Source organism: Chitinophaga sp. MM2321 (assembly GCF_964033635.1).
GTDB lineage: Bacteria > Bacteroidota > Bacteroidia > Chitinophagales > Chitinophagaceae > Chitinophaga.
On the sequence record NZ_OZ035533.1, the window covers coordinates 6,228,032 to 6,255,003 of the forward strand.

Consider the following 26,972-nt stretch of genomic DNA (forward strand, 5'->3'; position numbering starts at 1 on the left):
CGCCGACTGCGAAGCATGATTCATAATCCCCAATTCGCTATTTTTGCCCGGTTTTAAAAATGAAGTATGAAAAACACACCTTTTACAGAAAAACACATTGCACTGGGAGCAAAGATGGCTCCTTTTGCGGGTTACAACATGCCGATTTCCTATACTGGTATTAACGATGAGCACCAGGCGGTGCGTACCAATGCCGGCGTGTTTGATGTGAGCCACATGGGTGAGTTTATGCTGAAGGGTGAAAATGCCCTGGACCTGATCCAGCGCGTTACCACCAATGATGCTTCCAAACTTACAGCCGGTAAAGCACAATACAGTGCGTTGCCCAACAACGAAGGCGGTCTGGTGGATGACCTCCTGGTATATTGCATAGAAGAAAACAAGGTATATATGCTGGTTGTAAATGCCAGCAATATTGAAAAAGACTGGAACTGGATCAGCCAGTTCAACACCAAAGGGGTGGAAATGCATAACATTTCCGACAAAACCTGTTTGCTGGCTATTCAGGGGCCTAACGCGGCCAGCCTGCTGCAGCCATTGACAGAAGTGAACCTGGTGAATATGAAGTACTACACGTTCACAAAAGGCACATTTGCGGGTGTATCCAATGTACTGATCAGTGCTACCGGCTATACCGGTTCAGGGGGTATTGAGATTTATTTTGAAGATGCCAATGGTGCCGCAGACAAGATCTGGGATGCTATTTTCGCTGCCGGTGGCCCTAAAGGACTAAAGCCTATTGGCTTGGGCGCACGCGATACCCTCCGTCTTGAAATGGGCTTCTGCCTGTACGGCAATGATATTGACGACCATACTTCCCCGATGGAAGCGGGTTTAGGCTGGATCACCAAATTCACGAAGGACTTCCCTTCCCGCGAAATTTTTGAAAAACAGAAAGCAGCCGGCGTAACACAGAAGCTGGTTGGTTTTGAAATGATAGACAAAGGTATTGCGCGCCACGACTACGAAATCAAGGATGCAGCCGGCAATGCAATAGGCCGCGTTACCTCTGGTACACAGTCTCCTACGATGCAAAAGGCTATCGGTCTGGGCTATGTGAAAATGCCGTTTGCTGCGCAGGATTCCGAAATATTCATCGCTATAAGAGACCGGTTGCTGAAAGCAAAAGTGGTGAAAGTACCATTCCTGAGCTAGGAAAAATGTATAAATAGCCGGTGAAAGTTGTTAATTTCGTTAACATTTCTCGTCTTCCCGTAAAGAAGTAAAGCGTTACGTCCCCGCTTCTTTACGGGAAACATTAACGGGATCGTTATATTTATTACCATATCTATCTATGCCTATTATTCATTTAACCACCGTTATCCATGCTCCGCTGGCCAGGGTTTTTGACCTCAGCAGGAGTATTACCCTGCACAAGCGCAGTATGGCGCATTTGCAGGAAGATGCGATCAGGGGCCGTACCAACGGGCTCATATCATATAATGAAACCGTCACCTGGCGTGCAAAGCACCTGGGGAAAATGCGGGAGCTGACAACAAAAATTACGGCTATGCAGGTAGCTGCATTTTTCAGTGATGAGATGACCGAAGGCGATTTTTCTTACATGAAGCATGAACACCATTTTAAAGAGATCGGGAACGGCACGGTAATGATAGACATGATGGATTTTGGTACACCATATGGCTGGGTAGGAAGATTATTAGAGCGGGTATACCTGCGTAAATATATGATCAGACTGCTACAGCTCCGCAATGAAACCATTAAGGATTATGCAGAAAGTGAAAAGTGGCGGGTAATCCTTGATTAATGCATAAAAATAACTGAATGACAGAAAGCAATAAACCCAGCCTGGAAGTGTGTTTATCCCCGGCGTTATTACATTTATTTGATGTAAAGAATAGTATCGTTGTTATAATCGACGTATTGCGCGCTACTTCTACTATCTGTACTGCCCTGTATAATGGTGCTGCCAAAGTAATTCCGGTGGCCACTGTAGAAGAATGCGTGAATATTGGCCGCGCTGTTGGCGGTATTACGGCCGGTGAGCGGGATGGCAAAGTGGCGGAAGGCCTGGTACATGGCAATTCACCTTTTGAATATCCGCGTTCGTTTATAGAAGATAAAACATTGGTATTAACCACCACCAATGGTACCAAATTGCTGCATATGGCAAAGGATGCGGTACAGATCATTACAGGTTCCTTTCCCAACATCAGTGCAGTATGCGATTACCTGGTAGCACAAAACCTGCCCGTAGTCCTGGGCTGCGCCGCCTGGAAAGACCGTATAAATATGGAAGATACCCTCTTCGCCGGCGCCGTGGTGAGCCGGATCAAACAACATTTTGATGTAAACTGCGACTCGGCTGTTGTTGCCGAAACACTTTACCAATCTGCCAAAGGAGATGTGCTCACTTTCATGAAGCAGGCTTCCCACTACCAGCGCCTCGCGAATTACGGCCTGGAAAAGGATATTGAATACTGTTTGACACCGGATATTGCCAATGTGTTGCCGCTGTTTAAAAACGGGGAACTGATCAGTATTTAGGGATTTAATGATTTGATTATTTCGATATTTCGTACGCTTACGCCTATACGTATCAGTTGAGCGGACGATTTCCTGGTTTTACAATTGATGCAATTGTAAAATATTGATAAACAACCGTAAAATTGACCTGCGTTTTAAGTATTATAAAAATATTTCAAGGTTACATCTCCATATTGGCTTAGGTGCTGGCTGGCTGAAGGTAACAGGTTATCTGCCATCACAAGGGTTTCCTGATTCCCCACCAGTTTAATGCTTTTTATTAGAGATTTTCTGCGTACTTTTGTGGATTGCCTTTTTATCAGCGGCTAAAGATTTTCGATATATTTATTTACCCCGTAGCACTGATAATAAAAGCAGGCAAGAATGTAAGTATGTCGCTACCCCACTTGCTTAAATATGTTTACAACAACGGCACTGATGAAGTGATCCGCAGGGGGAAGCGTATTTTTTCTACCGGGGGGGTTGAACTCATAGAGGCTGACCCGGTACTTAAATCGGCTACTTTCCGCGTAAAGAGCGACACGCATGCCAATTACTACCGTGTTTCTATCAGCAAATACGGAGAAACAAGCGGTATGTCTATCCGCTGTCAGTGTCCCTATAACCTGGGTGATATCTGCCGGCATGAAGCTGCTGCGCTATTCCAGCTACAGGAAATGCTGGATAAAAACCATTTTGAGAGCTACGAAACACATTTTGATCAGCAGCACACGCTGATTAAAATGAAGTCTATTGATATTAAGTCTATCAAGCTACTCACCTCGGGTATTATTTTATCTGATGCAGAAACCATTGCCAAACAACATCCGGCCAAAATAAAGCTGGCAAAGGATGAAAAAGTGGAAGCCCTGCTGAAGCTCGATGGCAAAGAATATCCGCTGATCATACAGCGTAATGAGGAGCGTTTTTTTGATACACATTGCACCTGTGATGAAACAGAACACGCGCTCTGTGTACATAAAACAGCCCTGTTCCTGCAATTACTGCAAAAGAACGGCCCGTTTTATTTTGATACCCTCCGCAACTGGGACAAAGAAAAGAACAAGCTGCTGTCGTTGTACGGCTACTCCCTCACAGATGACCTGAGCGGGAAGTTTGCTTTTTCCTATATGGACGGGAAGCCCTTCCTGCGGGTGCTGGACCCCAGCATCAAACGGGTAGATGGCATAACCGCCGGTCGTCAGCCGGTAGTAGCGCCCCCGCCGCCGGAAGAAACGATTACCATCACACAACGGCTGGCTGCTATCTTTAATGCCAACGAACCTTTATATCCATACTTCAGAATAGATATGGTTAGCGGTGAAGTGAATGAAGAGCAAACCGCTTTTGTATCACTGGCCAGCAAACTGGATCTTACCAAATACGTGGACTTTTACCAATACAAGGAAAAAGACAGGGAACTGATAGCGCCTATACGAAAATTACAGGGCCACGAAGTCAGCAAATTCCTCAGCAAAAACTCACCGTTTGCAGGTATCTGGGAAAACATTACGCACGAAAATGCGGAAGATCTCCCCACCGAAACGAAAGAGCTGATGCTGGAATACCTGCATCCCAAACTGGCAAAGCTGTTCCCCCAGCTGGCGGAACACGGCCTGGTATTTTATCTGCCTAACAGGCAGCAGTTTAAAACAAAGAATTTACAGGCTTTACAAATAGGTGCAGAACGGTTGAAACTCGTGATCAAAACCACTACCGGCAGCAGCCACGTAGAAGTCAACTGTTTTGTTTCCATTGAAGGAGAACTCATTAATGTATCAGAAAACGCCTGGGAAAGCCCCATCCTTTTCCTGTACCAGGATGTGATCTATTTGTTTGAAAGTCCGCAGGACGCCCTGCACGTAGAGCTTTTCAAACAAAACGGCAAGCTGCTTATTGCCAATAAAGAATGGCCGGTATACCTGAAAGACTACCTGTTGCCATTAAGCAGGCAGTATGATATCGCTTTCGATAAAGGACTACTGGCAGAAGTGGCCGACGTGGTACCGGAATGCAGGGTGTACCTGAAAGAACTGGGTGAAACATTTATTATCCAACCCGGATTTGCTTACCGCGGCCAGGAAGTAGAATGGAATGATGAGAGCAAGATCACCGTGCAGGAAGGTAATAAAGTGCTGGTCATCCACCGGAATAAAGCAGCAGAAGATGATTTTGTAAATAAACTGCGCACCTTACACACCAATTTCGCGCAGCTCGATAACCACAATTATTTCTACCTGCGTGCCAAGGAAGCATTGAAGAACAACTGGTTCTTCCTGTTCTTTGATGCGCTGAAAGAAATGAATGTGCGTGTATTCGGGTTTGATAATCTGCGCAATTTCAAATTCAGTTCCCATAAGCCGGTTACCAATCTTCAGATCAGTTCCGGTATCGATTGGTTTGATGCCCAGATAGAAGTGTTGTATGGGGATCAGAAAGTAAGTATCAAGGATATCAAGCATGCGCTGGCCAATAAACAAAACTATGTACAACTGGCGGATGGCTCTCTGGGCCTCCTGCCGGAAGAATGGCTGCGCAAATATTCCCTGTTATTTAAAGTAGGGGAAGAAAAAGATAAAGGACTAAAACTCAGCAAATACAATTTCAGCGTTATTGATGAATTGTACGAGTTTATAGATGATGAAGCGGTGGTGATAGAGCTGGAACAGAAGCGTAGAAAGCTGTTGCAGTTTGATGAGATCCGCAATATTGAGCTACCTCCTAACCTGCATGCAACGCTGCGTCCTTACCAGGAAAGCGGCTTCCAGTGGCTCAACTACCTGGATGAAATCAAGTGGGGCGGTATCCTTGCGGATGATATGGGTTTGGGTAAAACCATTCAGGCGCTTACTTTCCTGCAGTATTATAAAAACAAGAGCGGCAAGTGCATGGCGTTGGTGGTTTGTCCTACTACGCTGATCTATAACTGGGAAAATGAGATCCGGAAATTTACACCGGACATCAGGCATCATATTCATCACGGGCCTGCCCGTCTTAAAAGTCCGGAGGAGCTGGGCAAGTTTGATGTTATCATCACTACCTACGGTACTCTGCGCAGCGATATTCAAACCCTCATAAAGCTGGAGTTTGACTATGTGGTCCTTGATGAATCGCAGGCTATCAAGAACCCGCAATCAAAGGTGACCAAAGCGGCGCAGTTGCTTCATACAAAAAACAGGCTGGCATTGAGCGGTACGCCAATGCAGAATAATACATTCGATATTTATGCGCAGATGAACTTCCTCAACCCCGGCATGCTGGGTAGTGTGGACTTTTTCCGTAATGAGTTTGCTACTCCTATCGACAAGTTCCAGGATGAGGAAAGAAAAGAACATCTGCGTAAACTGATCTATCCGTTTATTCTTCGCCGTACCAAAGAACAGGTAGCGAAGGACCTGCCGGAAAAAATAGAAACTGTGATCTTCTGCGAAATGGATGCAGAACAGCGGCATATTTATGATGCTTACCGCAATACTTATCGTTCAAAAATCCTGGGCGTAATAGAAGACCAGGGCATGGAACGTTCGCAGCTAACCATTTTGCAGGGTCTCATGAAACTGCGGCAGATCTGTGATTCGCCTGCCATCCTGAATGATACCGAGCAATATCCGAATCACTCAGTAAAGTTGCATGAGCTTACCCGCGAAATAGCAGAGAACATCGGCAACCATAAGGTGCTGGTATTCTCCCAGTTCCTGGGTATGTTGGGACTGATCCGCGAGCGGTTGCAACATATGAAGATCTCCTACGAATATTTTGATGGCAGTACTTCCACGATGGATCGTGAAAAAGCTATTCAGAATTTCCAGAATAACGACGAATGCCGCGTATTCCTGATTTCACTGAAAGCCGGTGGTGTAGGTCTTAACCTCACCGCAGCCGACTACGTATACATAGTAGACCCCTGGTGGAATCCGGCTGTGGAACAACAAGCCATTGACCGTACTCACCGTATCGGGCAAACGAAAAATATTTTTGCTTACCGCATGATCTGTAAAGACACTGTGGAAGAAAAAATATTGCAGTTGCAGGAACGTAAGAAGTCACTGGTGAAAGAAATCATTTCCGATGATAGCGGTTTTGTAAAGAAACTGACGAAGGAAGACGTGTTGTATCTGTTTAGTTAGTGAATTGGAGGGGTAAGGAATAAGGCTTAAATTTGGTTTATGCAGCTCTCCCAAAAAGATATCGGAATAATTCAGCAGTACTTTGCAGATCAACCTGTGAAGAAAGCCTTTCTGTTTGGATCTCAGGTAAGAGATGAGGCGGATGAAAACAGTGATATTGATATACTGGTAGAGTTGGACTATACTAAATATATCGGTTTAGGGTTTATTAAAATGCAACAGGATCTTGAAGAGCAATTGCAAAAAAAAGTAGACCTTATTTCAGAAAGAGCACTTTCAAAGTTTATTCTTCCTTTTGTAGATTCTGAAAAACAATTGATCTATGAGAGGTAGAATGGGTGATAAGCAAAGGTTACAGCATATTGCGGAAGCAATAAAGGAAATCGAAAGCTATACTACTGGCAAATCTCTTTCAGACTTCATTGAAAACTCCATGATGCGCTTTGCTTCAGTAAAGCAGATCGAGATCATTGGAGAGGCGGCTAACCTGCTTACCAAAGAATTGCGTGAAAATTATCCTGATGTTGCATGGCGTCAGATCATTGGGCTTAGGCATATTTTGGTACATGATTACTTTGGAATAGATGCGGAAGTTATCTGGCAGATTGTTGAAACTGATCTACCTGTATTAAAAGAAAGGATAGATTTTATCCTCGATAATATATAATATTTTTTTTAGTGAGATATTTATTTGCCCTCCGGCGAGAATATCTCACTTTTTTTATGCGGCTATAGCATCACCTTTCACTTTTTGCATCCACCCTTCAGTTTCTGCATGGCAAACAGCAATGGCATACCCCTCTCCTTTTTGCTGATTTAAATTTATAGCGTTGATAAACAGGTGGTTATGCCTATTTAGCAACGCTTTTTTTATTGCTGGCACTCCGCTGGTATCGCTGGTACTGTATCAAAACATTTGATCCATATGTTACCAGATTCAAAAATCTCCCATTTAATTGGTTTGCAGATTCCCGGATTATCATTTCCTATGCAGCAGCTCCCGACAACAGAACGGATCTGTAAAGTGATTCATACGTTTGCTGACTATACGGGCAAGATGATCCGGGAAGAGCAACTCCAGGAAGTAAAGCGTTGTTTTACCATTGCAGGTGTATTATACCGAAACGGCAGCAGCCTGTTACGCAATGCTATTGAGAGCGTATTTATGTATGCCCTGTCTCCTTTGCTCGGTATGCAGCATAAAGCACTACTTCCGATATCTCTCCGGACAGTCAGGATTCAACATTTACAAACCATCGCTATTTAAAAAAATCTTTTATGATCATGACAATGCTATTGGTAGTAGCGGGATTAGCCTGCTTTGCCTTATTCTTTAAATCAGTAGATTTTTTTGAAAAGATCTAATTAAACACTGGAACGATGACCGCATTATTTGTGCTATCAATACTGGTTTTCGGCTACATGATCTACGTGTTGCTGAAGCCCGAAAAATTCTAAGTGAGCCGCATTACTCCTACGGCTACACGCAAAAGCTCTTTAACTAACTATAGAAATGACAACAGAAATATTAGGCGTTATTGCCACCTATGGGCTAACACTGTTACTGGCCTGGCCATTGGCGAGGTACATTGTAAAAATATTCAAAGGGGAAAAGACCTGGTCTGATTTCATGGCGCCGATGGAACGCCTGTTCTTCAAAATAGCAGGTATCAATCCGAAAGAAGAGATGACCTGGAAAGAGCACCTGAAGGCGCTTCTCACCATCAACGCTGTGTGGTTTGTGTATGCCTTTTTTATGTTGATGTTCCAGGATAAATTACCACTCAATCCTGATGGAAACCCGGGCCAGTCTGCTGATCTGGCGTTTAATACCGCCATCAGCTTTCTGGTCAACTGTAACCTGCAACACTATTCCGGTGAAACAGGTGTTACCTATTTCACGCAGTTGTTTGTACTGGCATTCCTGCAATTTGTAAGTGCTGCTACGGGTATTGCTGCACTGATTGTAGTGTTCAAGGCAATGAAAGAAAAAACGGCTACGAAGCTGGGTAACTTCTGGGAGTTTTTTCTGAAAACGATTACGCGAATACTGTTGCCTATCAGTATTGTGCTGGCGCTCATTCTTCTCTTCAATGGAACGCCTGCCAGCTATGCGGGTAAAGACACGGTTGTCACCATGCAGGGCGATACCGTTCAGGTTTCACGCGGACCGGCAGCAGGATTTGTTGCCATTAAGCACCTGGGAACCAATGGTGGTGGCTGGTTCGGCGCCAACTCCGCACATCCGCTGGAGAACCCCAACTATGTCACCTGGATGACAGAAATGTTTGCGCAGGTAGTCATTCCTATTGCGATGGTGTTTGCGCTGGGCATGTTTGTTAACAGGCGCAAATTCTCGTACGTCATTTTTGGTATCATGACCATTGGGATGGTCTGTTTACTGATCCCCTCCATGCAGGCAGAGATGAACGGAAATCCTGCTATTGCGCACATGGGTATACAACAGGCCACGGGGGCTATGGAAGGAAAGGAAGTGCGGTTCGGGCCTGCGGCCACCGGTTATTGGAGTACCGTAACAACTATTATCTCCACCGGCTCCGTATGCGGCTGGCACGACAGCATGATGCCTATGACCGGTATGATGGAACTGTTAGGGATGTTGCTGAACTGCTTCTATGGTGGTTGTGGCGTTGGTATCCTTAACTATTACATCTTCATCATCATTGCTGTATTTATTTCAGGGCTGATGGTAGGCCGTACGCCAGAATTAATGGGGCATAAGCTGGAAGCGCGCGAGATAAAGATCGCCGCTATCATCACGCTGTTATCTCCCTTCCTTATCCTTGCCGGAACGGCTTTATCATCCTGGGTACTGGCGCATCATCCGGATGCGGACTGGGTGGTGAAACCATCATCCTGGCTGAATAACCCCGGCTATCACGGGTTCTCGGAAATGTTCTATGAGTATACTTCTGCTAATGCCAACAACGGCTCCGGTTTTGAAGGACTGGGAGATGGTAATGTATTCTGGAATATCTCTACCGGCTTTGTGCTGATCCTGGGCAGGTTCCTGCCTATCATTGGCCCGGTGGCTATTGCAGGGTTGCTGGCATCCAAGAAATATATTCCTGCCGCTGCGGGTACGCTGAAAACAGATTCGCTCACTTTCGGCGCCATGACATTTGCCGTCATTATTATACTGACAGCACTGTCGTACTTCCCTGCGCTGGCATTGGGCCCTTTAGCAGAATACTTTTCCCTGTACAGATGATAAACCAATAATGACTAACTACCATGAAGAAAGATAATAAATTGTTTCCGCGGGAACTGTTGATGGAAAGCCTGCAACAATCCTTCGTGAAACTACATCCGAAACGGATGATAAAAAACCCGGTGATGTTTACCGTGGAAATAGGCACCATCGTTATGCTGATAGTGACGCTGTACTCGCTGATCACCGGGAATACGGATCAGGGCAGTGCCAGTTATAACCTGCTTATTTTTATCGTGCTGTTCCTCACAGTACTCTTCGCCAATTTTGCGGAAGCCATTGCGGAAGCGCGTGGAAAGGCACAAGCCGAGAGCCTGCGTAAAACGAGAGAAGAAACACCGGCTAAAAAAGTAGAACTGATTGGTGAGATCTTTACCAACGAGATAAAAATAGTATCCTCCTCCCTGCTGCGTAAGGGCGACATATTTGTATGCGAGCCGGGAGATATTATTCCTGCCGATGGCGAGATTGTGCAGGGACTTGCCAGTATTGACGAATCGGCCATCACGGGTGAAAGTGCGCCGGTGATCCGCGAAGCGGGTGGCGACAAATCCAGTGTGGTAGGCGGCACCAAAGTATTGTCTGATCACATTAAAGTGCGGGTAAGTACGGAGCCGGGTGAGTCTTTCCTGGATAAAATGATTGCGTTGGTGGAAGGCGCCAGCCGCCAGAAAACGCCGAATGAAATTGCGTTAACCATCTTGCTGGCCAGCTTTACACTGGTATTTATTATTGTGTGTGTAACGCTGAAACCCTTCGCGGATTATGCGCAAACACCGATCACGATTGCGGCCTTCATCTCCCTGTTTGTTTGCCTGATCCCTACCACTATCGGCGGCTTGTTATCAGCCATTGGTATTGCAGGTATGGATCGTGCGTTGCGTGCCAACGTGATCACCAAATCGGGGAAGGCCGTGGAAACCGCCGGCGATATCGATGTATTGTTACTGGATAAAACCGGCACCATTACAATCGGTAACCGCAAGGCCACCAACTTCTACGCCGCCAATGGTGTGGATGCAGCAGCATTTGTTGAGCTCTGCGCACTCAGCTCCCTATCTGATGAAACGCCGGAAGGGAAATCTATTGTGGAACTGGCCGGTAAAGATGTAATCAGTAAATTATCAGTAGTGGGTGCTACCCTCGTGAAATTTACGGCGGAAACCCGCAGCAGTGGCATCGACTTGCCGGATGGTAACCATATCAGAAAAGGCGCTTATGACGCCATCAAAAGACTGACAGAAAAACAAGGGTTTCAATTTCCGGAGGAAACACTAACAAAAGTAGAGACGATTTCAAAGGATGGCGGTACCCCCCTGGTGGTCGCACTCAACGGCAAAGTACAAGGCGTTATTGAATTGCAGGATATTATTAAACCCGGGATCAGCGAGCGTTTTGAGCGTTTGCGGAAGATGGGCGTGAAAACGGTGATGGTAACCGGCGATAACCCGCTTACAGCAAAATATATTGCTACCAAAGCCGGTGTGGATGATTTCATTGCAGAAGCAAGGCCGGAAGATAAAATGATCTACATCCGTAAAGAGCAACAGGAAGGCCGCCTTGTAGCGATGATGGGCGATGGTACCAATGATGCGCCGGCACTGGCGCAGGCCGATGTAGGCGTGGCTATGAACAGTGGTACACAGGCGGCAAAAGAAGCAGGTAATATGGTGGACCTGGACAATGATCCTACCAAGCTGATTGAAATTGTGGAGATAGGAAAACAGTTGCTGATGACACGCGGTACGCTTACCACCTTTTCTATTGCCAACGACGTAGCTAAATATTTCGCTATTGTACCGGCACTTTTTGTAGCGGCTATCCCCGCTTTGCAGGCGATCAATATTATGAAGCTGCACAGCCCTGAATCGGCGATCCTGAGTGCGGTGATCTTTAATGCTATCATTATACCTATGCTTATTCCGCTGGCATTGCGCGGCGTGGCTTACCGGCCTATCGGCGCCAGCGCACTGCTTCGCCGGAACCTGCTGATCTATGGTGTGGGCGGCCTGATTGCCCCTTTCATTGGTATTAAGCTGATCGATATGCTGATCGCGCTTCTTATGTAACAGATAAATTGATAAAAGTATAATTATGAAAAAGTATCTCTGGCCCTCTATAAAACTGACAGCCCTTCTGATCGTATTACTGGCGGGCTTATATCCCCTGTTCCTTGCTGCGGTAGCCAAGATGGCGCCCGGTAAAGGAGATGGTGTAACGGTAACGCATAATGGAAGAATAGTAGGGTATGAAAATATAGCACAGAAATTTACGGAAGATAAATATTGCTGGCCACGGCCAAGTACAGTAAACTATAATGCTGCCGGTTCCGGTGGTTCCAATAAGGCACCCGGTAATCCTGACTACCTGAAAACAGTAGCGGAAAGGATCGATTCTTTTATGGTACATAATCCTACCGTAAAGAAAGAAAATATTCCTGCTGAAATGGTCACCGCATCTGCGAGCGGCCTTGATCCGCACATCTCTCCGGCAGCGGCTTACGTACAGATAGCCCGTATTGCCAAAGCAAGAGGCATTCCGGAAGATAAGGTAAAACAATTAGTGGATGCCAACACGAAAGCACCTGTACTGGGGCTTTTCGGACCCGCTGTTGTAAATGTATTGAAACTGAATATTGCATTAGACGAAACAAAATGATGTTGGAATTTTTTGATTTACGGATTTATCTGCGAAGCTGTTTACATCGTTCGCACTTATCTCCTTTACCAAATCTCAAAATCAAAAAATTCCAACATCGTAAATCTTCCCATGAATAAAAGAAACCCAAGATGAGAAAACTATTGTTCCTTGCAGGCGCTTTGTCCGCATCGGTGACCGCTTTTGCCCAGGAAGTAACGGACAAAGAAAAAGAGAAAGGTAAAGTAACCTTTTCAGGATATGCAGAAGTATACTACAGCTATGATATGAATAAACCGGCAGACCATCTGAAGCCCGGTTTCCTGTATAACTTTAACCGGCACAACGAAATGAATCTGAACCTGGGGCTGATCAAAGCCAGCTATAGTGCTGATCGTGTAAGAGCTAATGTGGGCCTGATGGCGGGTACTTATGCACAGTATAACCTGGCTGCCGAGCCGGAACTGATGCGGCATGTATATGAAGCCAATGTTGGTATACGTGTAGGCCGCAACGTGTGGATAGATGCCGGGATCATGCCTGCACATATAGGCTTTGAAAGCGCCATCGGTAAAGATTGCTACACCCTTACCCGCAGCATCCTGGCGGAAAATTCACCCTACTATGAAACCGGCGCCAAAGTAACATGGACACTGGATGACAAGTGGCTGTTTTCAGTCATGTACCTCAACGGGTGGCAACGCATTAAACGGGTAGATGGCAATCAGACACCCAACTTCGGCACACAGATTACCTTCAAACCCACCGGTAAAATATTGCTTAACTGGAGTACGTATATTGGTAATGACTTCCCGGATAGCACCCGCCGTATGCGCTACTTTAACAACGTTTATGGTACCTTTAATATCACAGATAAGTTCAGTTTTATTGCCGGATTCGATTACGGACTACAACAAAAGGAAAAAGGGAAAAGTGGGCTGGATAGCTGGTATAGCCCTGTTGTAATTGCGCGTTACATCTTCACCGATAAATTTGCGATAGCAGGACGTGTAGAACATTATAACGATAAAAATGGGGTGGTTATCAATACCGGTACACAGCAAGGTTTTCAGACTACCGGCTACTCGCTGAACCTGGATTTTACGCCTGTTAATAATGTAATGTTCAGAATAGAAGGAAGGATGTTTGATGGCAAAGACCAGACCTTTATGAAAGGAACAGAGCTGAAAAATACAAATACTGCGGTAACGGCTTCGCTGGCAGTATGGTTTTAAGTAAAACGTATAGCCATTGGCAATACCATCATGACAGAAAAAGAACATACCGTACAACATTATCTCAACCTGGCAGGGCGCGCAGGAAGAGGTAAATTCAAAATCTATATCGGCATGAGCGCCGGTGTGGGAAAGACTTACCGCATGTTGCAGGAAGCACATGCCATGTTGAGAAACGGTATCAATATCCAGATAGGTTATATAGAAACACATGGGCGTGCGGAAACGCATGCCCTGCTGGATGGCTTACCGGCTATACCACGCAAACAGGTATTCTACAAAGGCAAGATGCTGGAAGAAATGGATGTCAATACCATCCTGTTGCTATCGCCACAATGGGTGGTGGTGGACGAACTGGCGCATACCAATATCCCCGGCTCCAAAAATGAAAAACGCTGGCAGGATGTTATGGAGCTGTTGAACAACGGCATCAATGTATTATCTGCTGTTAATATCCAGCACATTGAAAGTATAAATCAGCAGGTGAAGTCCATCACCGGCGTGGAAGTGACGGAACGGGTTCCAGACAGCATGCTGCAAATGGCCGACGAGGTGGTAAATATCGACCTGACTGCCGACGAGCTGATCACACGTTTGAAAGAAGGTAAGATCTACGATCAGTCGAAAGTAGAGATGGCGTTGCGCAACTTCTTCCAGGCGGAGAAGATCCTGCAACTGCGTGAGCTGGCGCTGAAAGAAGTAACCACACAGGTAGAGCGGAAAGTAGAAACGGAAATTCCCCGTAGTCAGCAGATGCGGCATGAAAGCTTTCTTGCCTGTATTTCTACTAATGATGAAGTGGCGCGGAAAGTGATCCGCAAAACGGCGCGGCTGGCAGCTTACTATCATGCGGACTGGTTCGTGTTGTATGTACAAACACCCGGTGAAAGTGCGGATAAGATTGCACTGGCGGCGCAGCGGCATCTTATTAATAACCTGAAACTGGCCACAGAACTGGGCGCAGAGGTAATACGGGAGCAACATGCCAGCATATCGGAGGCTATCATTAATATTGCAGTGGATAAGCGGATTACAACGGTATGCATCGGAAAGCCACACATCAGTCTTTTTCGTATTATTGTGCGGACTAGCCTGTTTAACCAGTTGTTGAAAACACTTTCCTCCAACGATATAGATCTTATCATATTATCATGAGCACACTCAGGTTAAAAACGAAGATCACACTGGGGGTATTATTCCTCTATCTTATGTTGCTGTTAGTTAGCGCACTGGGATTTTACTATCTCCATGGGCTAAACGAAAAGGCAAAGATTATCCTGAAAGATAACTATGAATCACTTGAATACGCCAAGAATATGCTGGTGGCGCTGGAACAACTATCTGTCAACCGGAATGCTGCCCTTGAAACCATCTCAAAAAATCTGCAACAACAACAGCATAATGAAACAGAACCGGGAGAAACAGCTGCTACAAATGAGTTGACAAAACTGTTGCAACGGATAAAAACGGATTCACTCCACAACAGCGATGCGGATGTTGCTGCCATGAAGAAAAGCATTTTTGTGATCATGGATCTCAATATGGCAGCAATAGTAGGTAAGCATGAACGGGTGAAACATACAGCAGATAATGCGTTGGTGTATATTGCCATTATCAGTGGTATCTGTTTTTTGCTGGGCTTCACCTTTGTATATAATTTCCCCGGCTATATAGCCAATCCTATCCATGAGCTGACAGAAGGTATCAAAGGCATTGCAGACAAGCAATACAGCAAGCGGTTGTATTTTAATAAAGGTGATGAATTCGGGGAGCTCGCCACGGCCTTCAATACAATGGCGCAGCGGCTGGATGACTATGAGCATAGTAACCTGGCACGCATCACTTTTGAAAAGCAACGTGCGGAAGCGGTGATCAGCAGTTTGAAAGATGCCACCATCGGCTTTGATGTGAAAAATACGATCCTGTTTGCCAATACGCAGGCTTTGCAGCTGCTCAATACACCGGAGAAAGAACTGGTGGGACACGCCGCGGAAGAAGTGGGAAAACACAACGACCTGCTGAATTTCCTGGTAAACACACAGGAGAATGTACCCTTAAAAATAGTTGTTGATGGCAAAGAGTGTTTCTTTACCCGCGAAGTAGCCGACATCCGGCATGAAGAAAAACGTTTAGGCTATGTCGTTATATTGAAGAACATCACTTCTTTTAAGGAGCATGATCTCGCTAAAACGCATTTCATCGCAACAATCTCGCATGAATTAAAAACGCCGCTCGCCTCTTCTGATTTCAGCATTAAAATCCTGGAAGATGAGCGCACCGGACATCTCACCAAAGAACAACGGGAACTGATTGAGAGCATGAAACAGGATAACCGGCGTATGATTAAAATAGTGAGTGAGCTGCTGGACCTGTCGCAGGTGGAGAGTGGTAATATCCAGCTACAACCGCAGCCGGTAGCGGCGCTGAATATCGTACAATATGCTATGGATACCGTGCAGCAGCAAGCGGCGCAGCGGGAAATTACTATCCGGCAGCAGGTACCGGATACGCTGCCGCAGGTAATTGCGGATGTGGAAAAAACAGCCTGGGTGCTGGTGAATCTGCTGACGAATGCCATCCGTTATTCTACGGCCAGAACATCCATTGATCTAACGGTAACGGTTACTGCTACAAATATGTTGTCTTTTGCGGTGCAGGATTTTGGCAAAGGAATTCCGCTTGCTTTCCGTGACAGAATATTTGAGCGGTTTTTCCAGGTGCCGGGTATGAAGGGACATAAAGGAAGCGGTTTGGGGCTGGCTATTTCAAAAGAATTTATTGAAGCGCAAGGTGGTGTTATTGGTGTAAAAAGTGAAGAAGGTAAAGGCAGCCTGTTCTGGTTTACGTTGCCCATTGCTTAGGAGGATGCAGTGAGTTTCCTCACCTGTTCTTCAATGAGTGGTCTGTAGCGATTGAAGAGTGCAGCCATTTCATTTATCTTCCGGGGTATTTCCTGGAGGTTGTTTTGTAACCGGGCGTCTCTTTCTACGCTGCGGGCAAGTTGTACGGCTTCGTGCATGCGCACAATATCAAAGTTGGACTTTAGTTGATGTGCCAGCATAAAAGCGTCTTCCCATTTTTCTTCCTGAACGAGTACGTTTAATTCGGCGAGTTTTTCGGGGACAACTTTTATCAGCTCTTCCAGGAGTAGTTTCACATTTTCTCTATCATTGGAAACCATTTCAAAAACAAACTTGAAATCAATCGGCAATAGTGGCATAGCAGCGGTTTTTTGTTTTTCTATCGGGTGGGGTACGGCTTCGCCGATACCCATCAGGATCTTTTGGAACAGTTCTTCGGGTTCAAAGGGTTTTGAAACATAATCATTCATGCCGGCTTCCAGGCAGCGTTCTTTTTCTCCTTCCAGTGCGGAAGCCGTAACGGCTATTACGCAGGTTTGTATGCCAGTGTTGCGGATGATGCGGGTGGCTTCGTAGCCGTCCATTCCGGGCATTTGCAGATCCATAATGATGCAGTCATATGGCTTGCTGTTTAGCAATTCCAGGGCTGCGTTGCCGGTGCCTGCAATGTCGGCATTGGCGCCACCATATTGCAGGGTATACAAGGCTACCTGTTGGCTTATTGTATTGTCTTCTACTACGAGGATTGTTTTTCCGAGCAGTGGTTTCCCGGCTATGCTGCGTGGGCTTCTTTCCTGTTTGGATGGTGGTGGAAAAGGGTTCCTGGTAAAAGGTAGTTCGAAGTAAAACAGGGACCCTTCGCCGACCTCACTCTGCACGCCGAGGACGCCATGTTGCAATGCTATCAGTTCCTTACAGATGGCCAGTCCCAGCCCGGTGCCGCCAAATTCGCGGTTGTTGCTGCTATGGCTTTGGGAAAAGCTCTCAAAGATGATACTTTGTTTATCTGCAGGGATGCCTATGCCGGTATCTTTTATTTCAAAACGCAATTGTATCCGGGAGTTATCCTTGTCTGTGCCTGCAAGCGATATTTTTACACTGACAGACCCGGTATTGGTGAATTTAATGGCATTTTCGACCAGGTTGATCAGTACCTGGCTGAGTCGTCCCGCATCGCCCAGGAGGTGAGCGGGAATGTCTTTATCTATCTCTGTAAAAAAATAAATTTTCTTTTTTTCTGCCTGTAATTTCAGCGGAAATAAAGTGTTATCTGTTACTTCATAGATGTTGAAGGGTTCACTGTTGACTTGCAGTTTGCCGGCTATAATTTTGGAGAAATCAAGAATTTCGTTGATGATCACCAGCAGGTTGGAGGCCGATTTCCTGATAGCGCCTACATATCCTGCCTGTTGTGCGCTGAGGGAGCCATCCTGCAATAGCAGGTGGGTCATACCCACGATGCCATGCATGGGCGTACGGATTTCATGGCTCATGTTGGCGAGAAATACTTCCTGTGCTTTTTTTGCATTTTCGGCCAGCTGTCTTGCCTCCTGTTCCTGGCGGATGTAATTCATCTTTTCCGTAAAATCTGTTCCTATGCTGCATATTCCGATCATCTCATTATTTGCATTGCGCAAAGGGAATTTGGTGATCATGAAATGATATGTTTTACCATTTGCGGTAATAGTTTCTTCCAGTTTTTCCCTTCCGCTTCCTGCCAATATTTTCCGGTCTGATTCTGCATAGCGGGCTATCCAGGGGTAGTCGAGATCGGCATCTGTCTTACCGATAATATCATTTTTGTCTACCTGCATTATCTCCGCGAAGCGGTTATTTACGAGCAGGTATTTACCGGGCATATCTTTCACGAACATCATGGAGGGCATATAGTCGAGAATGGCTTCCAGCCGCTTTTGCAGGTATGCGAGGTGTTCATCATTCCTGCGTTCATTATCTATATCTTTTACAATACATTGAAATTCCTTTACGGTGCCATCGTCGTGGCGTATAACGGTGGCGAGTTGTTCCACCCATTTCTTTGCGCCTGTTTTGGTAATGATTTCAAACTCTTTGGAGGAGTAATCTTCCCCGCTTTCTTTTTGTAGTTGGTAGAATGCCTGGAGGTCTTCATACACCTCATCTTCCAGGAAAATGGAGTAATGTTTTCCTATGAGGGCGTGACCGGGATAGCCGGTAATGTCTGCCGCGCGTTGGCTTACATAGGTGAAGTGGCCGTTGCTGCTGGCTTTGAAGATAATTTGTTCTGCTTCTTCCGCAAGCCGTTTAAATGATTGTTCACTTTTTAACAGGTTGTTGCCCCAGGTTTTTATTTTTTTAAAGAGATTAAATATATATCTGGCTTCGCCAGATAAAATAATGAGCGTGAAGATGCTGATGAGCAATGTAAACCAGAAGGAGTAGTTGGTGTAGCGGGAATCTTTGTCTACCCTTTGGATGAGCAGTTGTTGTTCTGTTTGCAGGAAGTTGTTGAGTAGGTTTTGTATGCTGGTGTTGCGTGTTGTTGTTTGGGGAGCACTGATGAGTTGTCTTGCTTTTTCCGGTTGCAGCGTGGCGGTTTGCAGTACCATCCTGGTGTAGGTCACTTTTTCCTGTAGCAGTTGCTGGATTGTAACCAGTTTTTTTTCCTGTGCAGTATTATTTTGCTCCAGCGTCATCAGCCGTTGGAGGAGCTGTTGTATGCTGTCTGGTATGGTGCGTTCCAGGGGAGGGAGGGTATTGTCGCTGCTGAGGAGGTACCCTCTTGTGTTGTAGGTGTAGCTATTGTCGAGGGAGGCAATGGCGCGGGCCTGATCGGTGATGATCTGGCTGTTTTTTATCCATGTGGCGGCGTCTTTTGTTCTTTTCTGCACCATCCAGGCATAAAAGACAAAGCCGCTGAGCGCCATGAGCACAGCCACTACCAGGAACAGGACGGTGTATACAATTTTTCTCATTTTGATTGCGTTTCACAGACTCAATACAAGAATTGGCAGGGGTTATGTGCTTGGTAAAGGATTCTTATTTGAAATTAAGGATATTTTACACCAATATTGTTGTTCATCTTGTTCAGTAACATGGAAAGATTATGATGTCAATATTACTTTTTGTGTAACTTCCGCCGTCGGAAGGTTTAATACGGAACATGTTTTTGCAATATTTTAACCAATGCTTTTACAATCATTCCATTAAATTTGCCTAATATTCTTTTTCCTAAGTATTAATATTTTATGAAAAAAATAATTTTTACCCTTGGTCTGATAGCTGTTTCTATAGGTGTGTTTGCACAGGATGGCGGTTCTCCGATGAACAAGGCGGTGAATAGAGCCACCCATTCCAGGGACTTTTTAATGATCCAGTTATCTTATGATGGCTGGGCAGGAGCGCCGGACAGCGTGAAGACGGGTCTCAACAGGGGCTTCAATGTTGCGCTGATGTACGACTTCCCGTTCAAGAAATCTCCGCTGAGTGTGGCAGCAGGTTTGGGTGTTAGTACCAGTGGCGTATACCTGAAGGATCACACCTTTGATATTTCAGGAAAAAGCAATCCTAGTGCAGCTACCTTCCCTGTAAGCACTGCTTCCAAGAAGGTTAAAGTAGCGACTACCTATCTGGAAATTCCGATAGAATTACGTTACCGCAAGGTGCCTGATAATGCCAACAAAGGCTTCAAGGCAGCACTGGGCGTGAAAGTAGGTGCGCTGGTAGATGCGCATACCAAGGCTAAAACAACGGGTGCCAACGGCAGTAAAAATATTGATAAAGATGCTAACAAGGGCTTCTTCAACCCATGGCGTTTCTCGGCTACCGGCCGCGTAGGTTATGGCAATTTTGCCCTGTTTGGCGCTTATTCTCTGAATCCGATGTTGAAAGATAATAGCAACCTGGATATCAGACCGTACCAGATCGGGATCTGTTTGAGCGGACTGTAAGCTACCCCGGAAGTAATTTTATATGACCTTCTTAATAACTAAACCCCTTTAAACAGGGGTTTACGTTTTTCCAGGAAAGCGTTGGTCCCTTCCTGGTGATCGGCTGAGTTGCCGGCAATTTCCTGGCAATAGGCTTCATAGTCCAGTGTTGTATCCAGGTTTTCCGTCATGCCTTTGGTGAGCATCTTTTTCATGAGTGCAATGGCTTTCGTAGGTGCGGCAGCGTAGTATGCTGCTTCCGCTTTTACAGCCTCACTGAGATCGGCAGCAGCTACTACTTTATTGACCAGCCCCATTTGCAGTGCTTCCGCGGCGGTGATCTTGGAGGCTTTTGTAGCCAGTTCAAATGCCCGGTGGTAGCCAACTGTACGGGGGAGAAAATAGGAAGAGCCGGAATCCAGCACCAGCGCAATGTTGACAAAGATCTCAATCATGGTGGCCGTTTCACTGGCAATGATCACATCACAGGCCAGGGCAAGGGAACACCCCGCTCCTGCTGCCACCCCGTTCAGCTGACAGATAACCGGCTTTGGCATATTACGGATCGCACGTATAACAGGATTATAACGTTTGCGCAGCGACTCGCCCAGGTTACGTTTGCCCTCTTCCATGGATGCTTTCAGGTCCTGCCCGCTGCAAAAGGCTTTGCCTGCACCAGTCAGTACCACCACCCTCACAGAGTCATCTTTTTCTACCTGTTTCAGCGCCTCCTGCAATTCATAGCTGAGTGCATCATTAAAAGCATTGTATACTTCCGGCCTGTTTAAGGTGATTGTAGCAATGCTACCTTCGATATCCAGTAATAAAGCAACCATGATATTTTGGGATTTAGTTATTTGGTTATTTAGGTATTTGAAAAATGCAGCGGTGACCTAAACAGCATTTTTAAATACCTAAACAACCAAATTCAAAATTCATAAATGTTTTATAGTGTTTCTTTGAGCCAGCTAAAGAATTCTCTTTGCCATGCGAGGGCGTTTTGTGGTTTCAGTACCCAGTGATTTTCTTCCGGGAAGTAGAGCAGTTTGCTTTTGATGCCTTTCAGCTGTGCCAGCTGGAAAGCCTGGAGGCCCTGTTCTACAGGTACCCTGTAGTCGATACCACCCTGAATGATCAGGATAGGCGTGTTCCATTTATTGGCGTATTCACTTGGGTTGAAATGTTTGTAAGCATTGGCATTGGCGGAATCCCAGTAAGCGCCGATATCCCAGTTTGCGAACCAGAGTTCTTCCGTGGTGCCGTACCAGCTTTTCAGGTCGAACAGGCCGTCATGCGCGATGAAAGTTTTAAAACGGTTTTCGTGTACCCCGGCCATCATGTATACAGAATATCCGCCATAGCTGGCGCCTACGGCACCAAGCCGGCTTTTATCTACATAACTTTCTTTGCTTACATCATCAATGGCGCTCAGGTAATCGCGAATGGGTTGTCCGCCCCAATCCTTACTGATAGCGGCATTCCATTCAACGCCGTGGCCTGGCATGCCCCTTCTGTTGGGCGCTACTACAATATATCCCTGTGAAGCCATTAACTGGAAATTCCAGCGATAGGAATAAAACTGGGATAATGCAGCCTGTGGCCCACCCTGGCAATACAGCAGCGTAGGATATTTTTTGGCAGGGTCGAAATCGGGAGGGAAGATAACCCAGGTAAGCATCTCCTTACCATCGGTTGTTTTTACCCAACGCTTTTCCACTTTACACATGCCTATTTTATCGTAGGTGGCTTTGTTGACCTGGGTGAGAGCCTGCAGTGCGCCTGTCCGCAGATCTACTGTAAACAGCTCGGTGGCATGGTTCATATCCGTGCGGGATACCACCAGGGTATTGCCTGTTTGCGCTACGAAGCCGGTAATATCGAAGTCGCCGGTAGTAAGTTGGCGTATATGCTTCTCCGTTGTTTTCGCTACTTCTTTTTGCAGGGCTATTTCCAGCAGTTGTTCTGTTCCTTTTATAATGGCCAGGAAATGGATCTTTTTACCGTCGTTGCTGAAGCGTACCGCAGATACAGTACCATCCCAACCTTTGGTGACATTGGTTTTTACGCCGGTGGCGCGGTTGAGGATGATAATATCATTTTTATCTGCCTCATAACCATCGCGGGCCATACTTAACCAGGTGAGGTATTTACCATCCTTGCTGAAGGCGGGTGCTACATCGTATCCCATCATGCCTTCGGAGAGGTTGCGGGTACTTTTGGTAGCGAGGTCGTATTCGTAAATATCGGTGTTGGTACTGAGGGCGTATTCTTTGCCGAATTTCTTCTTGCATACATACAGGATGCTTTTACCATCCTGGCTCCAGATCATATCTTCGGCGCCACCGGAGGGCATTTGCGGGCAGTCGTGCGGTTCATCTGCCATAATATCTATCGGCGTACCTACTTCTCCGTTATTATAAGTGGCATAGAAAACGTGCTGGAACTTACCATCTTCCCAGGCATCCCAGTGACGATAGTTCAGGTTGTCATAGATCAGTACATTGGATTTGGGAAGATCAGGGTACACATCCACACCGGTGATCTTTTTTATTTTCACATCCCTGGAAAACAGGATGTGGGCGCCATCGGGAGAGATGCGGATATTCTGCATATCGCCGGTTACATTGGTTTTCTGTACCGGGTTGGAGCCATCGGTATTCATCTCCCACCACTGGCCTTTCAGAGAAAAGCCAACTTTGTTGCCTGGTAACACGGCTACATCGCCTTCAGCTTCCGGTGTTTGCGTGAGCTGTTGTGGAGTGCCGCCTGCAAGGGGAATGGAATAGAGGTTTTTCTCGCTTTTATTATCTGCAATATTAACCTGGGATACGCTGTAGATAACGGTCTTGCCATCTGTACTCACTGCTTCTCCGCTCACCCGGCCCAATTGCCATAGCATTTCGGGTGTCATCTTGTTCTGGGCTGTAGCCATAGTAGAAATTAATAATCCTGTCAGTAAAAAAGGTTTATACATGAGCTGAAAGGTTGTTTTGGATCGTATAAATGTAGGAAGAAATTGACCAGGATGGCCAGGATCACCAGGATTTTCCGGATGGGTGTTATGTTGTTTGGTTTTTGCGGGTAATTATTGCTGTTATTTATATGGTATTGATTAAATACTATAGCATGACACCCATCCGGAAAATCCTGGTGATCCTGGCCATCTTGGTCAATCTTGGTCAATCCGGTAAATTGTAAGTATTTTTGCACCAAATTTCGAAATACTTTGATTGAGAAAAAACAAGCGATTCAAAAAGAGGAAAGGGCTGTCATCGTAGGTGTTATTACGAAGGATCAAACGGAGCGCCAGGTACAGGAGTTCCTGGACGAGCTGATGTTCCTGGCAGAAACTGCCGGTGCAATTGCTGTCAAACGCTTTACCCAAAAGCTGGCGCATCCCGACAGGGCTACCTTTGTGGGTAAGGGAAAGCTGGAAGAAATCTTTCAGTTTATAGCAGGCAGAGATATATCACTGGTTATATTTGACGATGAACTGACGGGTTCGCAGATCGCTAATATAGAAAAAGTATTGAAGGTAAAAGTGATTGACCGTAGTGACCTGATCCTGGATATTTTTGCCCGTCGTGCCCGCACGGCGCAGGCGAAGGTGCAGGTAGAGCTGGCGCAGTACCAATACATTTTACCGCGGTTGCGTGGTATGTGGAGCCACCTGGAACGCCAGGGAGGCGGTATTGGTAGCAGGGGCCCGGGTGAAGCGGAGATAGAAACGGATCGTCGTATCGTAAAAGATAAGATCTCCCTGTTGCGTAAACGCCTGGAGGAAATAGACAAGCAAGCCCTTACCCAGCGTAAGGAACGCGGTGAGTTTATCCGCGTGGCGCTGGTAGGTTATACCAACGTAGGCAAGAGTACTATCATGAATATGCTCAGCAAGAGTGAGGTTTTTGCTGAAAATAAATTGTTTGCCACCCTGGATACCACCACCCGTAAAGTGGTATTTGAACAAACACCTTTCCTGTTAAGTGATACCGTAGGATTTATCCGCAAGTTGCCCCATCACCTGGTAGAGAGCTTCAAATCCACGCTGGATGAGGTACGCGAGAGTGATATCCTGCTGCACGTGGTAGATATTTCCCACCCGCAATATGAAGAACAGATAGAGGTCGTAAACCGTACACTACAGGACCTGAAAGCATTTGAGAAGCCTACCATTATGATCTTTAACAAGATGGATCTGTATGAAGCGAACACATTTGACCAGTGGCTGGAAGAAGGTGTAAAGCAGGATATGCTTGTTTCCCTGAAACAGAGCTGGGATCTGAAGACCCAGGGGAATACGGTATTTATAGCGGCGATTGAAAAAAGAAATCTTGAGGAGCTGCGGAAAAACATCATGGATAAGGTTACACAGCTTTATAAGGAACGGTTTCCTTATAAAACAGCATTTTTCTACTAATGGCTAAAACGTATTCCTGGTATAAACTGGATGAAGGCAGTTTACCGCTGGCCGAGCGTGAGATCAGTGTGCTGGAGGTAAATGGAAAAAAGATCTGCTGTGCCCGGCAGGGCGGCGCATTGTTTGCTTTTGCCTATAAATGTCCGCATGCCGGCGGCATGATGGCTGATGGTATCATAGATGCATCCGGTAATATTGTATGTCCCGTACACCGGTATAAGTTCAGTATGAAAAATGGCTATAATTGCAGCGGGGAAGGATATTATCTCAAAACGTATCCGATAGAACAGCGGGAAGATGGCGCCTACCTGGGTATGGAGAAAACAGGCTGGTTGTGGTGAGGATTTTATCTTTTTGTTAAATAGTGGTTGCCGGTTTTCACTAACCAACGGATGCAAGTAACTTTTGCATATGCTACCCAAACCTACAGCTGTTACGTTACCTGTTGTTTTTACGGAAAAGCAGCTTTGTTTTTTCATGATCTTTTTGCTGGTACTGCTACAGTTCAGTGCCCTGCAAGTCCCTATCCTGGAGCCGGACGGCGCCCTCTACGCCGGTATTGCCAAAACAATGGTGCAAAAACATGATTATCTGAATCTGTTTGCCGACGGCCACGACTGGCTGGATAAGCCACATTTTCCTTTCTGGATGGCCGCGTTGAGCTTCCGTTTTTTTGGTTTTCATACCTGGTCTTACAAGTTGCCTGCTATCCTCTTCCTTTTATTGGGAGCGTGGTATACTTATAAATTTGCCTGGTCGCTTTATGGTGAGCGTACTGCGCGCTGGGCGGTATGTATTATGCTGACGGCCGAGCACCTGGTTATTTCCAATAACGATGTGCGTGCAGAGCCCTATCTCACAGGTTTGATCATTGCGGGCGTTTATCATTTTTATAGGGGTATAGGTTTCCGTTGGTCCTATCATTTGTTCCTGGGCGCGCTTTTTACGGCCGCTGCTGTGATGACGAAGGGAATGTTTGCCCTCGTGCCAGTTGGGGCGGCAATCGGCGGGCATTTGCTGTTTACACGCAACTGGCAGGAGATACTACAATGGAAATGGTTGATAGCGGCATTACTGACCTGTATATTCATTACACCGGAACTATATGCGCTTTACTGGCAATTTGATCTGCATCCTGAAAAGGTGGTATTCGGCACCACGGGCGTATCGGGCCTGCAATTCTTTTTCTGGGACAGCCAGTTCGGGCGCTTTATGAACACGGGTCCTATCAAAGGCGCCGGCGATCCCTTCTTCTTCTTTCATACGCTCCTGTGGGCATTTCTGCCCTGGTCGGTGATGTTATACGCGGCGGTCATCATCTTCATAAAAAAATGGAAACAGCAACGGGAATATTTTTGTATCAGTGCTGCACTAGCCACATTTATACTGTTTTCCTTATCAAAATTCCAGTTGCCGCACTACCTGAATATCATTTTCCCCTTCTTTGCTATCCTTACCGCACAATATATACTGACACTGCACACCGATAAAGAGCTGCGTTTTTTCCGCGTAACACAGTATACAATCATTCTCCTGCTGGCTGCTGCCGGCGTGGTAATAGACCTGCTGTACAAACCCGCCATGGGCTACATCTGGCTGCTGCCGGTAGCAGCACTGATCCTTTTATACATTCTGTTGCATTACTGGCTGGATAAAACCACCAAAGCAGCTGTTTTTTATCGTACCGTAGCTATCAGTATTTTGCTGAATCTTTATCTGAACACGATCCTCTACCCGGATATGATGCAGTACCAGAGCGGCAGCGAGGCTGCCCTTTTTGCAAATACCGCACTCCCCGGAACCACTATCGGTATGTACAAAATGAATTCGTATGCTTTTGAATTTTATATGAAAGCGCCCGTCACGCGAACAGATACGGTCAGCAACGGGGTTTTCTTCACCACCGCTGATGGTCTTTCCGAACTACAACAGCGGAGCTCCTGTACTATCATAAAATCATTTCCCAATTTTTATGTGAGTAAACTTGATTTACCTTTCATGAGAAAAGCCACCCGGGCAGGTACTCTGGGGGAAAATGTACTAATAACAGTAAAAAAGTAATATGCTG

At 46.0% G+C, this 26,972-nt stretch carries 20 protein-coding genes; 17 read left to right on the forward strand and 3 right to left on the reverse strand.

The features are described 5' to 3' along the window. The first annotated feature begins 66 nt into the window (after window positions 1-66). The 13 genes from gcvT to ABQ275_RS24585 all read left to right on the forward strand — a co-directional run bounded on the left by gcvT (window position 67) and on the right by ABQ275_RS24585 (window position 16,579). Window positions 67-1,155, forward strand: coding sequence for a glycine cleavage system aminomethyltransferase GcvT (gene gcvT / locus ABQ275_RS24525; RefSeq protein ID WP_349315784.1), 1,089 nt, complete (start codon window positions 67-69; stop codon window positions 1,153-1,155). A 139-nt stretch (window positions 1,156-1,294) separates the two neighbouring features. Then, window positions 1,295-1,768 carry an SRPBCC family protein gene (locus ABQ275_RS24530; RefSeq protein ID WP_349315785.1) on the forward strand — a complete coding sequence of 158 codons (474 nt, stop codon included), beginning with the start codon at window positions 1,295-1,297 and terminating at the stop codon, window positions 1,766-1,768. A gap of 17 nt (window positions 1,769-1,785) precedes the next feature. Next, entirely contained in the window at window positions 1,786-2,508 is a 723-nt protein-coding gene (locus tag ABQ275_RS24535; protein WP_349315786.1) for a 2-phosphosulfolactate phosphatase, read from the forward strand. A 371-nt stretch (window positions 2,509-2,879) separates the two neighbouring features. After that, entirely contained in the window at window positions 2,880-6,614 is a 3,735-nt protein-coding gene (locus ABQ275_RS24540) for a DEAD/DEAH box helicase (RefSeq protein WP_349315787.1), read from the forward strand. Between the two features lie 39 nt (window positions 6,615-6,653). Beyond that, complete coding sequence (locus ABQ275_RS24545; protein ID WP_349315788.1) at window positions 6,654-6,947, forward strand: nucleotidyltransferase domain-containing protein; 294 nt, start codon at window positions 6,654-6,656, stop codon at window positions 6,945-6,947. Next, window positions 6,937-7,281 carry a DUF86 domain-containing protein gene (locus ABQ275_RS24550; RefSeq protein WP_349315789.1) on the forward strand — a complete coding sequence of 115 codons (345 nt, stop codon included), beginning with the start codon at window positions 6,937-6,939 and terminating at the stop codon, window positions 7,279-7,281. Before ABQ275_RS24545 ends, ABQ275_RS24550 begins: the two co-directional genes overlap by 11 nt. A gap of 258 nt (window positions 7,282-7,539) precedes the next feature. Then, entirely contained in the window at window positions 7,540-7,881 is a 342-nt protein-coding gene (locus tag ABQ275_RS24555; RefSeq protein WP_349315790.1) for a hypothetical protein, read from the forward strand. A 246-nt stretch (window positions 7,882-8,127) separates the two neighbouring features. After that, window positions 8,128-9,846 (forward strand): potassium-transporting ATPase subunit KdpA, encoded by a 1,719-nt coding sequence (gene kdpA, locus ABQ275_RS24560; RefSeq protein ID WP_349315791.1) that lies wholly within the window; start codon window positions 8,128-8,130, stop codon window positions 9,844-9,846. Window positions 9,847-9,869: 23 nt separating this feature from the next. Beyond that, entirely contained in the window at window positions 9,870-11,915 is a 2,046-nt protein-coding gene (kdpB, locus tag ABQ275_RS24565) for a potassium-transporting ATPase subunit KdpB (RefSeq protein WP_349315792.1), read from the forward strand. Between the two features lie 25 nt (window positions 11,916-11,940). After that, window positions 11,941-12,504: a K(+)-transporting ATPase subunit C gene (locus ABQ275_RS24570; RefSeq protein ID WP_349315793.1), complete on the forward strand. Its 564-nt coding sequence runs from the start codon at window positions 11,941-11,943 to the stop codon at window positions 12,502-12,504. A 131-nt stretch (window positions 12,505-12,635) separates the two neighbouring features. Continuing rightward, the gene (locus tag ABQ275_RS24575; RefSeq protein ID WP_349315794.1) at window positions 12,636-13,718 is read left to right on the forward strand and encodes a porin; all 1,083 of its coding nucleotides are present in this window, start codon (window positions 12,636-12,638) and stop codon (window positions 13,716-13,718) included. 30 nt (window positions 13,719-13,748) lie between these two features. Next, entirely contained in the window at window positions 13,749-14,873 is a 1,125-nt protein-coding gene (locus ABQ275_RS24580) for a sensor protein KdpD (protein WP_349315795.1), read from the forward strand. Continuing rightward, window positions 14,870-16,579 (forward strand): ATP-binding protein, encoded by a 1,710-nt coding sequence (locus tag ABQ275_RS24585; protein ID WP_349315796.1) that lies wholly within the window; start codon window positions 14,870-14,872, stop codon window positions 16,577-16,579. The genes ABQ275_RS24580 and ABQ275_RS24585 overlap by 4 nt, the downstream gene beginning before the upstream one ends. Here ABQ275_RS24585 and ABQ275_RS24590 read toward each other — a convergent pair. Then, window positions 16,576-19,533 carry a PAS domain S-box protein gene (locus ABQ275_RS24590; RefSeq protein WP_349315797.1) on the reverse strand — a complete coding sequence of 986 codons (2,958 nt, stop codon included), beginning with the start codon at window positions 19,531-19,533 and terminating at the stop codon, window positions 16,576-16,578. The genes ABQ275_RS24585 and ABQ275_RS24590 overlap by 4 nt on opposite strands. Window positions 19,534-19,806: 273 nt before the next feature. Between ABQ275_RS24590 and ABQ275_RS24595 the strand changes: the two genes are divergently transcribed. Then, window positions 19,807-20,508 (forward strand): porin family protein, encoded by a 702-nt coding sequence (locus ABQ275_RS24595; RefSeq protein WP_349315798.1) that lies wholly within the window; start codon window positions 19,807-19,809, stop codon window positions 20,506-20,508. 38 nt (window positions 20,509-20,546) lie between these two features. Here the strand turns inward: ABQ275_RS24595 and ABQ275_RS24600 are convergent, their stop codons facing one another. Next, complete coding sequence (locus ABQ275_RS24600) at window positions 20,547-21,323, reverse strand: enoyl-CoA hydratase-related protein (RefSeq protein WP_349315799.1); 777 nt, start codon at window positions 21,321-21,323, stop codon at window positions 20,547-20,549. A 110-nt stretch (window positions 21,324-21,433) separates the two neighbouring features. Further along, complete coding sequence (locus tag ABQ275_RS24605; RefSeq protein ID WP_349315800.1) at window positions 21,434-23,419, reverse strand: S9 family peptidase; 1,986 nt, start codon at window positions 23,417-23,419, stop codon at window positions 21,434-21,436. Between the two features lie 294 nt (window positions 23,420-23,713). Between ABQ275_RS24605 and hflX the strand changes: the two genes are divergently transcribed. The 3 genes from hflX to ABQ275_RS24620 all read left to right on the forward strand — a co-directional run bounded on the left by hflX (window position 23,714) and on the right by ABQ275_RS24620 (window position 26,965). After that, the gene (hflX, locus tag ABQ275_RS24610) at window positions 23,714-24,904 is read left to right on the forward strand and encodes a GTPase HflX (protein ID WP_349315801.1); all 1,191 of its coding nucleotides are present in this window, start codon (window positions 23,714-23,716) and stop codon (window positions 24,902-24,904) included. Then, entirely contained in the window at window positions 24,904-25,245 is a 342-nt protein-coding gene (locus tag ABQ275_RS24615; protein ID WP_349315802.1) for a Rieske 2Fe-2S domain-containing protein, read from the forward strand. The genes hflX and ABQ275_RS24615 overlap by 1 nt, the downstream gene beginning before the upstream one ends. Before the next feature lie 70 nt (window positions 25,246-25,315). Continuing rightward, window positions 25,316-26,965: a glycosyltransferase family 39 protein gene (locus tag ABQ275_RS24620; protein ID WP_349315803.1), complete on the forward strand. Its 1,650-nt coding sequence runs from the start codon at window positions 25,316-25,318 to the stop codon at window positions 26,963-26,965. Window positions 26,966-26,972 lie beyond the last annotated feature (7 nt).

What these genes read in the sequence shown, in the direction of transcription:
- gcvT (WP_349315784.1), top strand. Translation starts at nt 67, where the DNA reads ATGAAAAACACACCTTTTACAGAAAAACACATTGCACTGGGAGCAAAG.
- ABQ275_RS24530 (WP_349315785.1), top strand. Translation starts at nt 1,295, where the DNA reads ATGCCTATTATTCATTTAACCACCGTTATCCATGCTCCGCTGGCCAGG.
- ABQ275_RS24535 (WP_349315786.1), top strand. Translation starts at nt 1,786, where the DNA reads ATGACAGAAAGCAATAAACCCAGCCTGGAAGTGTGTTTATCCCCGGCG.
- ABQ275_RS24540 (WP_349315787.1), top strand. Translation starts at nt 2,880, where the DNA reads ATGTCGCTACCCCACTTGCTTAAATATGTTTACAACAACGGCACTGAT.
- ABQ275_RS24545 (WP_349315788.1), top strand. Translation starts at nt 6,654, where the DNA reads ATGCAGCTCTCCCAAAAAGATATCGGAATAATTCAGCAGTACTTTGCA.
- ABQ275_RS24550 (WP_349315789.1), top strand. Translation starts at nt 6,937, where the DNA reads ATGAGAGGTAGAATGGGTGATAAGCAAAGGTTACAGCATATTGCGGAA.
- ABQ275_RS24555 (WP_349315790.1), top strand. Translation starts at nt 7,540, where the DNA reads ATGTTACCAGATTCAAAAATCTCCCATTTAATTGGTTTGCAGATTCCC.
- kdpA (WP_349315791.1), top strand. Translation starts at nt 8,128, where the DNA reads ATGACAACAGAAATATTAGGCGTTATTGCCACCTATGGGCTAACACTG.
- kdpB (WP_349315792.1), top strand. Translation starts at nt 9,870, where the DNA reads ATGAAGAAAGATAATAAATTGTTTCCGCGGGAACTGTTGATGGAAAGC.
- ABQ275_RS24570 (WP_349315793.1), top strand. Translation starts at nt 11,941, where the DNA reads ATGAAAAAGTATCTCTGGCCCTCTATAAAACTGACAGCCCTTCTGATC.
- ABQ275_RS24575 (WP_349315794.1), top strand. Translation starts at nt 12,636, where the DNA reads ATGAGAAAACTATTGTTCCTTGCAGGCGCTTTGTCCGCATCGGTGACC.
- ABQ275_RS24580 (WP_349315795.1), top strand. Translation starts at nt 13,749, where the DNA reads ATGACAGAAAAAGAACATACCGTACAACATTATCTCAACCTGGCAGGG.
- ABQ275_RS24585 (WP_349315796.1), top strand. Translation starts at nt 14,870, where the DNA reads ATGAGCACACTCAGGTTAAAAACGAAGATCACACTGGGGGTATTATTC.
- ABQ275_RS24590 (WP_349315797.1), bottom strand. Translation starts at nt 19,533, where the DNA reads ATGAGAAAAATTGTATACACCGTCCTGTTCCTGGTAGTGGCTGTGCTC.
- ABQ275_RS24595 (WP_349315798.1), top strand. Translation starts at nt 19,807, where the DNA reads ATGAAAAAAATAATTTTTACCCTTGGTCTGATAGCTGTTTCTATAGGT.
- ABQ275_RS24600 (WP_349315799.1), bottom strand. Translation starts at nt 21,323, where the DNA reads ATGGTTGCTTTATTACTGGATATCGAAGGTAGCATTGCTACAATCACC.
- ABQ275_RS24605 (WP_349315800.1), bottom strand. Translation starts at nt 23,419, where the DNA reads ATGGCTACAGCCCAGAACAAGATGACACCCGAAATGCTATGGCAATTG.
- ABQ275_RS24615 (WP_349315802.1), top strand. Translation starts at nt 24,904, where the DNA reads ATGGCTAAAACGTATTCCTGGTATAAACTGGATGAAGGCAGTTTACCG.
- ABQ275_RS24620 (WP_349315803.1), top strand. Translation starts at nt 25,316, where the DNA reads ATGCTACCCAAACCTACAGCTGTTACGTTACCTGTTGTTTTTACGGAA.